This window comes from Sphingobacterium sp. SG20118, from assembly GCF_044740685.1.
Lineage (GTDB): Bacteria > Bacteroidota > Bacteroidia > Sphingobacteriales > Sphingobacteriaceae > Sphingobacterium.
Map to the genome: position 1 here is coordinate 987,747 of NZ_CP172826.1, position 14,728 is coordinate 1,002,474.

Below are 14,728 nucleotides of genomic sequence, written 5' to 3' on the forward strand. Positions count from 1 at the left end.
CCGTTATTAAATCAATAATTTGATATATGAAGACGTTAGGTCAATTTATAATTGAAAAGCAAGCAGATTTTCCATTTGCAAAGGGGGAGTTATCCCGTTTATTAAGAGATATTGCCATAGCAGCAAAATTAGTAAACCGTGAAGTCAATAAAGCAGGGTTAGCAGATCTGCTCGGTGCTTGTGGTGATATGAATATACAAGGTGAAGATCAGCAAAAATTGGATGTATATGCCGATGTTCAATTCATATCGGCTCTTCAACAGGGGGGAGAGTGCTGCTATGTAGCCTCGGAGGAGCATGAATTTGGAATCGACTTATCAAAAGGTGATGTCTCCAAAAACGCAAAGTATATCGTCTGTATTGATCCCTTGGATGGTTCCTCAAACATTGACGTGAATGTTTCTGTTGGTACTATTTTTTCAATCTATAGAAGAGCAAGTACAGAACAGGTAACAATGGCTGATGATCTGCTGCAAAAGGGTGAAAAACAAATAGCTGCCGGATATATTATTTATGGTTCTTCGACCATGCTTGTTTATACAACCGGCAATGGCGTAAATGGCTTTACTTTGGACCCTTCTATAGGGGAGTTTTGTTTGTCTCATCCAAATATGAAAATACCGGAAAATGGACAGATTTACTCTATCAACGAAGGGAATTATATAAAATTCCCACAAGCAATCAAAAACTATATAAAATATTGTCAGATTGAAGATTCGGCTTCAAAACGTCCTTATACGTCACGTTATATCGGCTCTATGGTGGCAGATGTGCATCGTAATCTAATCCGTGGAGGGGTGTTTATTTATCCTGAAACTTTATCTTTTCCCAATGGGAAGCTGCGGTTGATGTACGAGTGCAATCCGATGGCTTTTATAATTGAACAGGCAGGGGGGAAGGCCACTACTGGTAGCGATCGTATCTTAACTATTCAACCAACAGCATTACATCAGCGTATCCCCATAGTCATCGGTAGTAGGAAAATGGTGGAGCAGGTTGAATATTTCTATAGTATGGAACTTGAATCATCATTAAATGTGTAAATAAACTGGGCTAAGTTGTTCCTTATTTAGATATCCTTTGCTTAAATTTGATTTTATATTTCAGTCGAATCATTATTATATGAAAAAGGTTATAGGGATTATCATGCTGTGCTTGGTTTGTTTTAGTGTCCAAAAGGCAGCAGCACAAGTCAATTCAATCGTGGAGAAGGATACATTGAATTATCCATATCATCCAGAAGCTAATGCAGAGGAAGATCTACAAAAGTTAATTGCGAAAGCTGGTCAAGAGTCTAAGCATATCGTTATTCAAGCAGGTGGCAATTGGTGCATCTGGTGTTTGCGCTTCAATGATTATATTCATAAAACACCAGAAATCAATCAGTATCTGCAAGATAATTATTTGTATTATCATCTCAATTACTCGAAAGAGAACAAAAATGAAGATGTGTTCAAAAAATATGTTCCTGATTCGTTAAAATTAGGTTATCCATTTTTTATCGTGCTGGATAGCAACGGTAAGGTGTTGAAAATACAGGAAAGTGGCGGCTTTGAAGACGGTAAAAGTTATGATAAGGCGAAAGTGATGCAGTTTTTCACAACTTGGGCTAAAAAATAAATATAATACAGCAATAAAAGGGCTTTAGGGTATATTCTAAAGCCCTTTTTGTTTTTTTATAGATTCATTTTGTATAGGTCATGGAATAGCGATTAGGACGATATCGTATTTGGAGATTATATTTCTATTAACAATTGGTTAGTTTTGTAAACTTATTCTCTTGACATGTTGTTTAAGAGATATTCTTGCAGGGTTTCGCAAGTGTTTTTAGGAAAAGTAATCATGGAAGAAAAATTGAGAATATTTGATTTGGCAGAAAGGCAGTTGGAGTTATATCCGGATCTGACCATGTTTTCGAATAAGATAAATGGGGAATGGGAGACGATTACGACTCAAGAATTTTTAGATAAAGTCCAAGCGATAGCAAAGGGTTTAATAACATTAGGTGTTAAGCCCAATGAAAAGGTCGGATTGATAGCGGAAAGTAGCGTGGAATGGCACATCATAGATTTTGCAATCCAACAAATTGGAGCAGTAGTAGTCGCAATCTATCCCAATATTACAGATGCTGATTATCAGTATATCTTTAATGATGCAGAGATTAGAGTTGCTATTGTTAGTACTAAAAGTCTTTACCAAAGAATCGTGAATCTCAAAGATTCAATTTACACCTTAAAGTATATCTTTTGTATTGCTTCGCACGACCAAGTGCGTAATTGGGATGAAATGGTACAGATTGGTGCACAAGTGGAGGATGGACATGTACAAGAACTGAAGAATCAAGTGAAGTCTTCAGACCTCGCCACCTTGATATACACCTCTGGTACTACAGGGAAGCCAAAGGGAGTGATGTTGTCTCATGATAACATCATCGCAAATGTGAGGTCTGCAGAAGAGATCACGCCCTGTAAAGCATACGATAGAGGCTTAACATTCTTACCTCCTTGTCATGCTTATGAAAGGATGGTAATCTACACCTATTTGTATATTGGTATTACCGTATATATTGCAGAATCTTTTGATAAGATTGGTCAAAATTTAATGGAAGTAAAGCCCAATATCATGACCGCGGTTCCTAGGATATTGGAAAAAGTATATGAAAAGATTATCAAAAAGGGGCATGATCTGCATGGTGTAAAACGTAAAATATTTGACTGGGCAGTATCGGTAGGGGAAAAGTATGATCCGAATCCAGCAAAAAGAAGTTTCGTCTATGACCTCAAATTAAACCTTGCTCGAAAACTGGTACTGAATAAATGGTATGAAGGTCTTGGTGGGGCATTACAAACAGTTGCATCTGGTAGTGCATCATTACAAAGTAAATTGACTCGTGTGTTTTTGGCCGCTGGAATTCCCATTTATGAGGGCTATGGTTTGACAGAGGCTTCGCCACTTATTTCGGTAAATCATTATTTGAAAGGTATCCGTGTGGGCACAGTGGGGTTAGCAGTAAAAAATGTTCAGATAAAATTAGCGGAGGATGGGGAAATTTTAGTCAAAGGTCCAAATGTGATGATGGGGTATTATAAAAACCCAGAAGAAACCAATAAGACCATTATTGACGGATGGTTGTATACTGGTGATATTGGGGCTTGGGAAGATGGTATATTTTTAAAAATCATCGATCGTAAAAAAGAGCTTTTTAAGATATCGGGCGGAAAGTATGTCACGCCTCAACCTATTGAGAAAAAACTGGTAGAATCTAAGTTTATCGAACAAGCAATGGTCGTGGGTGATGGAATGAAATTTGCCTCTGCTTTTATCGTTCCTAGTTATGCACACCTCATGGATTGGGCTAAGTCGGAAGAACCGGGTCTTGTACATTTATCTAAACAAGAATTTTTGAAGCAAGATAAAATCATAAAGAAAATAAATCAAGAGGTTCGAATTGCAAACCAACACTTCGGTAATTGGGAACAAATAAAAAGACCCATGATTATTGCAGATGAATTTACAATTGATGGGGGTGAATTGACACCGACACTCAAACTAAAGCGAAAGGTAATCTTAAAGAAATATAAGCAAGAGTACGATCAGCTATATCAAAACTCGGACGATTAAATTTCAAGAAATAGTCATATCCTTAGGTTAGATTTGGGATATTTTTTTGATTTAAAATACCTGTTCAACCATTTTTAAATGGATTATTTAATGTTAAAATTTAAATTTAGGTGCTGAGTACTTCCATTTAGTTTCATTTTTGTGGTCCAAATTCGTGAAATAGTACCTGTAAATTGAGGTGATTAATTTTTAAATTAAATTTAAAATCTTAATTATGAACGATGTAATAATTTATTGTTAAAAAATATGATAAACAGTTTTTAAATACCAATAAATGTACTACTTTTGTAGCACAAACATGGTAGATGTAGCTCAGTTGGTTAGAGCATCGGTTTGTGGTACCGAGGGTCGTGGGTTCGAGCCCCATCATTTACCCGAAGCCAGTACGAAAGTACTGGCTTTTGTTTTTTATACGATTTCAAATCCCATATTCCTTCATCATTAGCCTACTTTTTTATTCGTTTTAAGTATTATACCTTTTGCATCATCATGTGCATATTGCTCGCAAATGTTGGTACATATATTGATGATAGCTCACTGGTCTTGAGAAACAATTTATGCTGATGAAAACACACTTCTATCTTCTTTTGGTTTTAATAGTGGGGTTTGAACCTGTATCTGCACAGCAGCAGCTACCGAAGGGCTTTAGTTATGTTAAGGAAGTCATACCTCATATACATACTGATTTGCGGTATTATGGTTCGCATAACTTTGTCGGTAGAAAAGTTGACGGATATAATGCTCCTGTACTTATCTTAAGTACTAAGGCGACCTATGCATTAAAGAAAATAGAGGCGGAGTTGAATAAGCAAGGTTTGGCGTTGAAAATATTTGACGGTTACCGGCCGCAGAAAGCAGTTTCACATTTTCAAAAATGGGCAGTACAAATTGACGATACGCTAGGGAAAAGAGAGTTTTATCCGCATATCGATAAGCGCAATTTATTCAAGTTGGGCTTTATTGCAAATAAATCTGGACATAGTCGTGGAAGTACTGTCGACCTGACTATTATGGAACTTGAAAATGGCAAGGAGTTGGATATGGGGGGAGCATTTGATTTTTTTGGAGCTGTTTCACATTTCAATAGCCCGGCAATCAATCGTACTCAAAAGGAAAATAGATTGTTATTGAAAAATGTCATGTCGAAATATGGTTTTAAAGGATATATTAAGGAATGGTGGCATTATACACTGGTCGATGAGCCTTATCAAAAAACGTATTTTGATTTCGATGTTAAATAACAATAAACAGACTTTCGCTTGAAGTCTTGAGACTGTATGCGATTCACCTTATCTATCTTATTTTTAAGGATGATCAGATACTTACGGAAATTTTCCATCTGTTAATCCGCTTTAATCGGACATAATTAATTATTTTCCCTCTAAAAATTCTCTTGATGGAACAGGAGAAATGGATAACTTTGCTTTACATAGGACACCACTAAAATGGTAAATAAAACAAATTTATCTAAGCTTGAAAACCAGAACTCGTTTTAATGTGTTAGTCCTGAATACGTTTATATTACATTTTTTTTATTGAAATTATTGCATGAAACTATCTAAATATATATTGATTTTATTTTTACTGTTGTCCTTTTGTGAGAAGAGCCCGGCTCAGGTAGCAGTTGATACCCTTCATGCGAAGCAAGAGAGCGCTTTAGGTAGTCATTCGCGCAACCGCAATAATTTGAATCGGCGAGAAAATAAATCCCGTCGCAATAATAGCGATACTACTCTTGTACAGAAGGATGTGGCTGCTGATAGTTTGCGTACAGATCTATCAAAAATTAATGTAAAATATATTGCTAATATCCATGCTGGAGCATTGGAAAAAGAGGCTATGCATAAACGCGACCTCCGCATTCAATTCGTTGACAAGGTGCATGCCTTTAAAGAGGTCTTACCAGCAGATTCGGTCACTGCATGGACAACTTATATAAAAACTCAAATAGCAGACTTAAACGCCTTTCAAAGCAGCTTAGCGAGCTACAATCAAAGTCTTGAACTGACCTTAAGTCAATTGAAAGATTTCCGAACGAAATATAGTCAAAGTGAATCGAATGAACGATTAAATCAATATTTGACGACGTCTGAGCAACAGGTGCAAAGTAAAATAGACTCTGTGAAAGTTTCTGTAGACATGACTTATGATGATTTGAGAGCTTACAGTAGTGTTTCGAATCATGTTAAAGAAACTGTTGCAAAAAATATAAATAAGAAACGTGCTGATTCTTCCACGGTGAAAAGCTCCTTGTGGAAAGCTGGTGGCGCGACAGTTACAAAGGAGAAAATCTTAAATAACTTAAAAAATAACTATAGTAAGAGCAAGTCTCTAGATACTTATGTGAATAAAACTACCTGGACAAGCAGGGTTTTATTGGTTATGCTCGTGCTCGCTTATCTATACTGGATTGCTTCTACAGCTTATGTTTTAAATAAAAATAATAATACAAAGTTAGATACAAAATTGCCCTTTAATCCGTGGGTCCAGATTGGAAAGGCGTTGGTTTTATTATTAACGCTTTTGCCTATTGTTGCTATTGTTACGCCAACATTAGTTATTCAGGGCACCCAATTTCTGATTATTGCCCTGTTTGGGATTTTGTTGAAGAATAAAATTACTTTAAAACACCGCAAGATTGTTGGTTTTTTACTCCTTTTTTATATCTGCGATGTACTTGTCAACTCTGTCGTCAGTGGTGACCTCATCTTGCGAATTGTATGTATTGTATTTAATATTGCAGCCTTATACATTGGTTTCTATTTAAAGAAAAATATCAAAGATAGTGCTGCTGCTGGATACATTCAACTTCCTGTTTTTATTGTATTTGCTATTTTAAATGGTTGTGCTATTCTTTTGAATATTTTAGGGTATGTAGACCATTCGCGTAGTTTTAGTATTGCTGGTGTGGTTGGTTTGGCGCAATCTTTTACATTGACATTTTTTATGCAAATGATAAAAGATGATGTCAGGAATCAATTTGCGAGAAATAGGATTAAAAAAGGTTTTTGGTTACGGTTTAGTGAGGAACGTGCTTTGAAAACTACAGGCGATGTACTGAAGTTTGTATGTTTACTGCTGGCCATCATTGTATTGGCGAATAACTTACAGTTTGCAGCTTCATTGGCATCTTCTGTCTCCAATTTTTTAAGCAATAACCATCAATTGGGTGGTATCAGTTTTACATTTGGTAATTTGGTATTGGCTGTTATCATACTAAGTGCTGCAAACTGGTTTCAAAAGAACTTGAATCTACTTTTGATCGGAGGTGAAAATGGTACAATAAGTAAAGATTACGATCAAAAGATGACCTTATTTCCGCTATTTAGGTTGATTATTATCGTTGTTGGATTTTTCATAGCGATATCGGCATTGGGAGTAAGTTTAGATAAGTTAACGGTAATCGTAGGGGCACTGAGTGTTGGTATTGGACTTGGGATGCAGAACATCATCAATAATTTTGTGTCTGGAATTATCTTGGCTTTTGATAAGCCTTTTCGGGTTGGCGATCGTATCGAACTGGCTGACAAAAAGGGTCGCGTCAAAGAAATCGGGATTCGTGCGAGTGTCTTGAATACGGGTGATGGTGCTGAGGTTATTATTCCCAATGGAGATCTGTTATCCGGTCGTGTTGTCAATTGGACTTTATCTAATGATGATGCAAAAACTAGTTTTGTGGTGCAGGTAGATCGTTCTGCCGATCTTGAGACATTAAAATCATGGATTAAAAAAGCGGTTGAAAATAGCAAATACAGTAAACCTGAGTTGGGAACGGGAATCAGTGTTCAGGACATCAGTGAGGGGATGATTTATTTAAGCATTAGTTGTTGGATTGATAATTCGGGTAACGCTGGTGGTTTTAAAAATGATGTATTGATCGAATTGGATGATCGCTTCAAAAAGGAAGGATTGAAATTTTTCAGTATTGCTTAATTATCGAAATAGCTGAATATATAGCATCACATACAAGGCCATAACGAAGCAGTTATGGCCTTTTTCATTTTTGAGCTCTTTGCTCTGCTTCACAACTATTTTCTATAATCGGAGATTATCGTGCAAGTATTCTGGTACGTATTACGGTATATCGTATCCATTATAGGTGGTAACGTGTATTTTAATGGATACAATCTATTATTTTCAATTCTGTTTCCTACATTTACACACCTAAAAACAGTTTTAAAACAAATTATTATTTAACGTCTAAACAGCTATAAATAAAATAGGAAAAACACAAAATTGTTATATAATGTATAAACAACACAGGAAGGTGATGTTCGCTTTAACATTGCCTTTAATGGTGAGTATTGCTCCAGCGCAAGCCAATTTTAGGTCTGAAGCTATTCAACAGGAAACAAACCCTGAACTAACTATTGTAAGTGCAAAAAAAATAAATGCGTCGACTATTGAGGTGCTATTCTCCGATAATCAACGTTTGACTTTCGACTTTTATGGAGGTCATATTTTTCGGTTATTTCAGGATAATGCAGGCGGTATCATTCGTAATCCCGAAGCGAAGCCAGCAGCTGAAATATTAGTTTCAAATCCAAGAAGTCCCATCCAGCAGTTAGACCTTAGCGACGCTAATAATCAGATAACTATTACAACAGGTGAAATTACTGTTCTGATTGATAAAACAACCAATTTACTGAAAGTCATCAATCAGAAAAGCAATGGAGAGGCCATTGTTTTTACGAAGCCGATTCAGTTTGAAAAAGGAAAAGTAACCTTAAGTCTTCAAGAAAATCCGGAGGAATATTTTTATGGTGGCGGTGTCCAGAATGGACGATTCTCTCATAAAGGGAAAATTATTTCGATTGAAAATCAAAATAGTTGGACGGATGGCGGTGTCGCTTCTCCTACTCCTTATTATTGGTCTTCGAAAGGATATGGATTTATGTGGCACACCTTTAAGCCTGGTAAATATGATTTTGGGGCTAAGGAGAAAGGACAGGTTCAGTTAGCACATGACAGCGAATATTTGGATGTTTTCTTTATGGTCAATGAGGGAGCTGTGCCCTTATTGAATGATTTTTATCAATTGACAGGAAATCCTATTTTACTGCCGAAGTTTGGCTTTTATCAGGGACATTTGAATGCTTATAATCGTGATTATTGGAAGGAAGATGAGAAGGGGATTCTGTTTGAAGATGGAAAACGCTATAAAGAAAGTCAAAAGGAAAATGGCGGTATCAAGGAATCATTGAATGGTGAGTTGAATAATTATCAATTCTCGGCTCGTGCCGTTATTGATCGTTATAAGAAGCATGATATGCCATTTGGCTGGTTATTGCCCAACGATGGTTACGGAGCGGGATATGGACAGACAGAAACTTTGGATGGTAATATTGCCAATCTAAAGAGTTTAGGCGACTATGCGCGTAAAAATGGTGTTGAGATTGGATTGTGGACACAGTCTGACTTACATCCGAAATCTGAAATCAGTGCACTGTTGCAACGTGATATTGTGAAGGAAGTGAGAGATGCGGGTGTACGTGTATTGAAAACAGATGTGGCTTGGGTAGGTGCTGGTTATTCTTTTGGATTGAATGGCGTAGCCGATGTTGGTCATATCATCCCTTATTATGGGAATGATGCTAGACCGTTTACAATTTCATTAGACGGCTGGGCAGGTACACAACGCTATGCAGGAATTTGGTCTGGAGATCAGACTGGTGGTGTGTGGGAGTATATTCGATTTCATATCCCAACATATCTGGGGTCTGGCTTGTCTGGACAGCCAAATATCACTTCTGATATGGATGGTATTTTTGGTGGAAAAAATAATGCTGTCAATATCCGTGACTTCCAATGGAAAACATTTACGCCTATGGAATTGAATATGGATGGTTGGGGTTCGAATGAAAAGTATCCGCAAGCATTGGGCGAACCTGTTACTTCTATCAATCGAAATTATTTGAAGTTGAAGTCAGAATTGATGCCCTATGCTTATAGTATTGCGAAAGAAGCGGTAGATGGCTTGCCTATGATACGGGCATTATTTTTAGAATATCCTAATGCCTATACGCAAGGGACAGCTACCCAATATGAATACCTTTATGGACCTTCATTATTAGTGGCGCCAATCTATCAAGCTACAAAATCTGATGATAAAGGGAATGATATCCGCAATGGAATCTATTTACCAGCAGGAACTTGGGTTGATTATTTTTCAGGGGATCAATTTGATGGTAATGTTATCCTCAATAATTTTGATGCTCCAATATGGAAATTGCCTGTTTTTGTAAAAAGAGGTGCTATTATCCCGATGACAAATCCGAATAATAATGTGCATGAGATAAACCAGGGTCTTCGGATCTATGAAATTTATCCGGCAGGAAAAACTTCGTTTACTGAATATGATGATGATGGTATTTCCGAGGCTTATAAATTAGGGAAAGGAACTTCAACGTTGATTGAATCTACTTTAGATAACAAAAATCGTGTTTTTGTTACTGTAAAAACTACTGTAGGTGATTTTGATGGATTCATTAAGGATAAGCAAACGGAATTTAGAATAAATGTAACTGCAAAGCCTAAAAAATTAACGGCTTCAATCGGGAAACGAAAGTTGAAATTAGTTGAAGTAAAATCTTTGGGAGAATTGGAAAACCAAGAGAACGTGTATTTTTATGAGGCTATGCCGAATATGAACAAATTCTCGACGAAAGGCAGTGAATTTGAAAAGCAGGTCATTACTAAAAATGCACTTGTCCATATTAAATTAGCAGCTACAGATATTACGGTCAATGAAGTGAACTTGTCGGTCGAAGGATTTCAATTTACACCTACTGATCGTTTCCATATGACGGCAGGTGATTTAGTAGCACCGCAAAATGCGGTGGTTACCGAAGAGAATAAAGCAGCATATACATTGACTCCTTCTTGGAATAAGGTGGATCTTGCCGATTATTATGAAATCGAATTTAATGACATGTTTTACACCACCATTAAAGACAATGCATTGTTATTTGATGGATTAAAAGCAGAGACGGAATATACGTTTAAATTACGCGCAGTCAATAAACAGACGAAATCAGATTGGACTGAAATCAAAGCAGTAACCAAATCTAATCCATTGGAATTTGCGATTCAGAATATTAAGGGAGAAACGACTGCCGAAAATCAAGAAGGTTCAGGTATCGATAAGCTGCTTGATTTTGATGAAAGCAATATGTGGCATACCGTATGGGGTAAAAATTCGTTACCATTTGATATGGTCTTGGATCTGAAATCTGTGAACCAACTGGATAAATTTCATTATTTATCAAGAAAAGGTAATGGAAGCCTGTTGAAAGGAAAGGTGTACTCGAGCACAGATAAAGACAATTGGACGGAAGCTGGTCCATTTGAATGGAAAAGCAGTGATGAAGTGAAGGTTTTCAACTTTAAAGATCATCCAACAGCTCGTTATGTAAAATTGGCGATTACTGAAGGTGTAGGTGGCTTTGGTTCAGGTCGCGAGCTTTATGTTTTTAAAGTACCTGGAACGGAAAGTTACATCCCTGGAGATATCAATAATGACCGACTTATTGATCGAAATGATTTAACATCTTATACAAATTACACCGGATTGAAAAGGGGTGATGCTGATTTTGAAGGGTATGTGAGTAATGGTGATATCAATAAAAATGATGTGATCGACGCTTATGATATTTCGATCGTGGCTACCCAATTGGATGGCGGAGTTAACGATGCTAAGCTAGATAAAGTGGCTGGTCAGATCAGCCTGACAACAGCAAAACAAAGTTATAAAAAGGGAGAGATCATTGAAGTTACAGTAAAAGGTAAAGATTTGAAATCTGTGAATGCTATTAGTTTTGGATTACCTTATCAGTCTCAGGATTATGAGTTTGTATCTGTTCAAGCATTGGCAGTTCAGGATATGGACAATCTGACCAATGACCGTCTACATACAAGTGGAGAAAAAGTGTTGTACCCGACTTTTGTAAACATTGGCGATAAGAAAGCAATAAATGGAAATGAAGATCTCTTCATCTTGAAATTAAGAGCGAAAAAAGATGTTCTTTATAATTTGAAAGCTGTTCAAGGGTTTTTAGTTGATAAATATCTAAACACAGTCAAATTCTAATTTTATTAATTTTTTTGATTTGCAAAAGGGGCTGAGAAAGAGATTTCTTAGCCCTTTTTTTATGCTAATTTTAGACTTAAAATTGGCATGTAAATGAGCTTTGTTCAGGTAAAATATATATCTTTATAACTAACTATGATAGTTACACTCCTCTTTTGAACACGAATTATACTTGGGGTATTTGACAGACAAGCATATCATATTGGTTTTGTGTATCATCAATAGCTTGGCATTTACATTTGTAATATGAAAAGATCCATTAAAATCATCAAGAATAGGTCGGATATTGGGGCCGGTACCAGAGGCTCCGACTTAGGCATAGATGCAATTGAAATTGCGGCAATTAATAAAGGAAGTCAATATTTTCATGATTATCCTTTTGTTGATGTTAAAACCCGTAACGATGCTATATACGATCGTACATTGTATCCATTCGCCAAAAGAATTAAACAAGTTTTAAAACAATGTCGTGAGGTGGCATCCGTTGTTGAAAAAACGTTGGAGGATGACCATTTTCCACTTGTTTTCTCCGGTGACCATTCTTCTGCCATTGGGACTATTTCTGGAATAAAGGCTGCATTTCCTCATAAGACTTTGGGCATCATTTGGATCGATGCACATGCTGATATACATTCTCCCTATACAACACCTTCAGGTAATATGCATGGGATGCCTTTGGCTGCAACTATGGATGAAGACAACCTATCATGTGCGGTGAATGCTATTGACGAGGACACAAAGAAATATTGGCATAAGTTAAAAGAGATTGGGGGAAAGGTAGGGAAGTTTAAATCCAAGAATCTCGTTTATTTTGGTGTTCGCGATACCGAAGAACCAGAGGATATTTTGATGCGTGAACTGGAAGTGAAAAATTATACGGTAGATGAGGTACGAAATAAAACAGTGAGCTGTTGTGTAATCGAAGTATTGCAGAAACTAGAAAATTGCGATATGATCTATGTTTCTTTTGATGTGGATAGCATGGATAGCGAACTGATCTCTAATGGAACCGGTACACCTGTGCCCAAGGGTTTCTTTCCAACAGAAATTGTGGCTCTTCTTGAAGGGATTTTAAGTGCTAAAAAAGTCGTTTGTTTTGAAATAGTAGAGGTTAATCCGCTATTGGACAATAAAGGGAATAAGGCTGCTGAGGTTGCTTTTGATATTTTGGAAAAAGTAACAAAATCAATCGAACGAACGGTAAAACTGGTACATTAAATATGTTTGGAAAACAATTTACAGGTATCGCTCACTTATGATTCGAGTATTTATAAATAGATGAAAAAAGGATGAATACTTATTATTCATCCTTTTTTATGTACTAATGTGCCTGACTATCTACTTCAAATATTCCAAAAACGTTGTTATCGGTATCGATAAAATAACCCTGATAGCATCGTCCCGGTATCGCAAATTTAGGAAGCGCAACCTGTCCGCCCTTTTTTAAGATTAGAGCCGCTATTTTATCAAAATTTTCAACTTCCATGGAACAGGTAAATGCATTGGTTCCACAATGTGTCGGGGGAATAGCGGCTGGTCGTTGTAACAACCCGCCCATCATTCCCGCAGTTTCTATGCGATAGTATACAATTGGTAAATTTTCTTCTTTTGAAAACTTCCAGTCGAAAACTTGGGCATAAAATTCAATTAGTTTTTCCGGTTCCGTTGCTTGGATTTCAAAGTAAACAACAGTGTTTTTCATTACTGCATTTTTTTATTTCCTTCAAAGTGAACCATCCAAGAGATACCATATTTATCTTGAAATGATGCATATAATTCTGCCCAAAATTGTTCGCCTAAAGGCATTTCAATATTTTGGGCGCCAGCAGTAAGTTTAGCATATAAATCTTTCGCTTCTTCAGCTGTTTGAGTATCCAACATCAGATAAGCGTTGGTACCAGTTGTTGCCTTGTGTCCGAAACCTTCAATACAATCAGACCCCATCAGCATGACCGTATCATTGATTTTGATTGCCGTATGCATTACTTTATTAGCAGCATCGGCAGGTGTAGGGAAATTGGGGTCGGCAGGCATATCTCCAAAACGATATACGCCTAATGAAGGTGCATTGAAGACAGATTGGTAAAATTCGAATGCTTCTTCGCAATTACCATTAAAGTTTAGATAAGCATGTAAAATAGCCATAATTTTATTTTTTATATTTAAGTTAAATCAAAAGTAATCGTTCTATTGACAACTGTATGTCAGGAGGTAAATGAAGGGAGACATTTATTTACATTCGTGAATCTCCCTTAGAATAGCGTTCCAAATAGCTGAGTTTAATATGCCATCTCTTTCAAATTTAAGGTAATATATAGCCAAAACACTTCGCATATGACAAGAAATGCAAGTGATGAAAAATCATTAAAAATCCTTTCTTATTCGACTTAAAGAGGTATCAGTTATGCCAAGATAGGAGGCGATGTATTTTAGTGCAGCTTGCTTGATTATTTGGGGTTTGTTACTGATTAGATTATGATAACGCTCGGAAGCAGAAAGTGAAACCATATCAATAAAGCGTTTTTTATTAATATGTAAAGCATAGGTCATCCAGGAGCGTCCCCATTCATTAAATGCAGGAATCGTATGATATAACGCTTGAAAAGTATTAAAATCGATTTTCCACAGGGTACAATCTGTTAAACATTGTAGATTTTCAGGCGATGGGAATTGGAGGAAAAGGGAAGTGACTTCGATGACGATATCATGGTCTCCAAAAAAATCTGTTGTAATTTCATTACCATTATAATCATGGATAAAGGAACGTATCAAACCACCTTCTAAGATATAGTATTCATGGGCTTTGTCATCTTTACGAAGCAAATATTCATTTTTAGAAAAATGAACAAGTTCATGTCCCATTATAATTTTTTTAAGGTCACTTGGTTTGATGTTAAGATTTTCATAATGATGGAGTAAAGCTTTCATAATCGGTCGTTTATCGTGCGTTTCTTGATATGAATTTATGTAAAAAATGGCGAAAATTATTAAAAAAATGAAAAGGATTATTTTAATATC

The 14,728-nt window shown here is 36.4% G+C and carries 10 protein-coding genes and 1 tRNA gene; 8 read left to right on the plus strand and 3 right to left on the minus strand.

Annotated features, from left to right (window positions below; genetic code table 11):
• The first annotated feature begins 26 nt into the window (after positions 1 to 26).
• The 8 genes from fbp (at position 27) to ACFX5U_RS04630 (ending at position 12,928) form a co-directional block, all read left to right on the plus strand.
• Positions 27 to 1,043, plus strand: a complete 1,017-nt coding sequence (fbp, locus tag ACFX5U_RS04595) for a class 1 fructose-bisphosphatase (RefSeq protein WP_038696653.1) — start codon at positions 27 to 29, stop codon at positions 1,041 to 1,043.
• A gap of 79 nt (positions 1,044 to 1,122) precedes the next feature.
• Positions 1,123 to 1,620: a thioredoxin family protein gene (locus tag ACFX5U_RS04600; protein WP_400262620.1), complete on the plus strand. Its 498-nt coding sequence runs from the start codon at positions 1,123 to 1,125 to the stop codon at positions 1,618 to 1,620.
• A gap of 222 nt (positions 1,621 to 1,842) precedes the next feature.
• On the plus strand, positions 1,843 to 3,621 hold the full coding sequence (locus tag ACFX5U_RS04605) for a long-chain fatty acid--CoA ligase (RefSeq protein WP_038696657.1): 1,779 nt from the start codon (positions 1,843 to 1,845) through the stop codon (positions 3,619 to 3,621).
• Positions 3,622 to 3,922: 301 nt separating this feature from the next.
• Positions 3,923 to 3,996 (plus strand) — tRNA-His (locus tag ACFX5U_RS04610).
• A 188-nt stretch (positions 3,997 to 4,184) separates the two neighbouring features.
• Positions 4,185 to 4,862, plus strand: a complete 678-nt coding sequence (locus ACFX5U_RS04615; RefSeq protein ID WP_400262621.1) for a M15 family metallopeptidase — start codon at positions 4,185 to 4,187, stop codon at positions 4,860 to 4,862.
• 307 nt (positions 4,863 to 5,169) lie between these two features.
• Complete coding sequence (locus ACFX5U_RS04620; RefSeq protein ID WP_400262622.1) at positions 5,170 to 7,554, plus strand: mechanosensitive ion channel family protein; 2,385 nt, start codon at positions 5,170 to 5,172, stop codon at positions 7,552 to 7,554.
• 313 nt (positions 7,555 to 7,867) lie between these two features.
• The gene (locus ACFX5U_RS04625; protein ID WP_400262623.1) at positions 7,868 to 11,710 is read left to right on the plus strand and encodes a TIM-barrel domain-containing protein; all 3,843 of its coding nucleotides are present in this window, start codon (positions 7,868 to 7,870) and stop codon (positions 11,708 to 11,710) included.
• 246 nt (positions 11,711 to 11,956) lie between these two features.
• On the plus strand, positions 11,957 to 12,928 hold the full coding sequence (locus ACFX5U_RS04630) for an arginase (protein WP_038696661.1): 972 nt from the start codon (positions 11,957 to 11,959) through the stop codon (positions 12,926 to 12,928).
• A 103-nt stretch (positions 12,929 to 13,031) separates the two neighbouring features.
• Here ACFX5U_RS04630 and ACFX5U_RS04635 read toward each other — a convergent pair whose 3' ends face one another.
• The 3 genes from ACFX5U_RS04635 to ACFX5U_RS04645 form a co-directional block, all read right to left on the minus strand.
• A complete protein-coding gene (locus tag ACFX5U_RS04635; RefSeq protein ID WP_038696663.1) occupies positions 13,032 to 13,412 on the minus strand; it encodes a VOC family protein in 381 nt (126 codons plus the stop codon).
• Entirely contained in the window at positions 13,412 to 13,855 is a 444-nt protein-coding gene (locus ACFX5U_RS04640) for a VOC family protein (RefSeq protein ID WP_038696665.1), read from the minus strand. The genes ACFX5U_RS04635 and ACFX5U_RS04640 overlap by 1 nt, the downstream gene beginning before the upstream one ends.
• 219 nt (positions 13,856 to 14,074) lie before the next feature.
• Positions 14,075 to 14,638 carry a Crp/Fnr family transcriptional regulator gene (locus tag ACFX5U_RS04645; RefSeq protein WP_038702201.1) on the minus strand — a complete coding sequence of 188 codons (564 nt, stop codon included), beginning with the start codon at positions 14,636 to 14,638 and terminating at the stop codon, positions 14,075 to 14,077.
• Between the last annotated feature and the right edge of the window lie 90 nt (positions 14,639 to 14,728).

Bases quoted from the DNA above. Each gene is read 5' to 3' on its own strand.
- ACFX5U_RS04635 (WP_038696663.1), bottom strand. From the start codon at position 13,412: ATGAAAAACACTGTTGTTTACTTTGAAATCCAAGCAACGGAACCGGAA.
- ACFX5U_RS04640 (WP_038696665.1), bottom strand. From the start codon at position 13,855: ATGGCTATTTTACATGCTTATCTAAACTTTAATGGTAATTGCGAAGAA.
- fbp (WP_038696653.1), top strand. From the start codon at position 27: ATGAAGACGTTAGGTCAATTTATAATTGAAAAGCAAGCAGATTTTCCA.
- ACFX5U_RS04600 (WP_400262620.1), top strand. From the start codon at position 1,123: ATGAAAAAGGTTATAGGGATTATCATGCTGTGCTTGGTTTGTTTTAGT.
- ACFX5U_RS04625 (WP_400262623.1), top strand. From the start codon at position 7,868: ATGTATAAACAACACAGGAAGGTGATGTTCGCTTTAACATTGCCTTTA.
- ACFX5U_RS04630 (WP_038696661.1), top strand. From the start codon at position 11,957: ATGAAAAGATCCATTAAAATCATCAAGAATAGGTCGGATATTGGGGCC.
- ACFX5U_RS04620 (WP_400262622.1), top strand. From the start codon at position 5,170: ATGAAACTATCTAAATATATATTGATTTTATTTTTACTGTTGTCCTTT.
- ACFX5U_RS04605 (WP_038696657.1), top strand. From the start codon at position 1,843: ATGGAAGAAAAATTGAGAATATTTGATTTGGCAGAAAGGCAGTTGGAG.
- ACFX5U_RS04645 (WP_038702201.1), bottom strand. From the start codon at position 14,638: ATGAAAGCTTTACTCCATCATTATGAAAATCTTAACATCAAACCAAGT.
- ACFX5U_RS04615 (WP_400262621.1), top strand. From the start codon at position 4,185: ATGAAAACACACTTCTATCTTCTTTTGGTTTTAATAGTGGGGTTTGAA.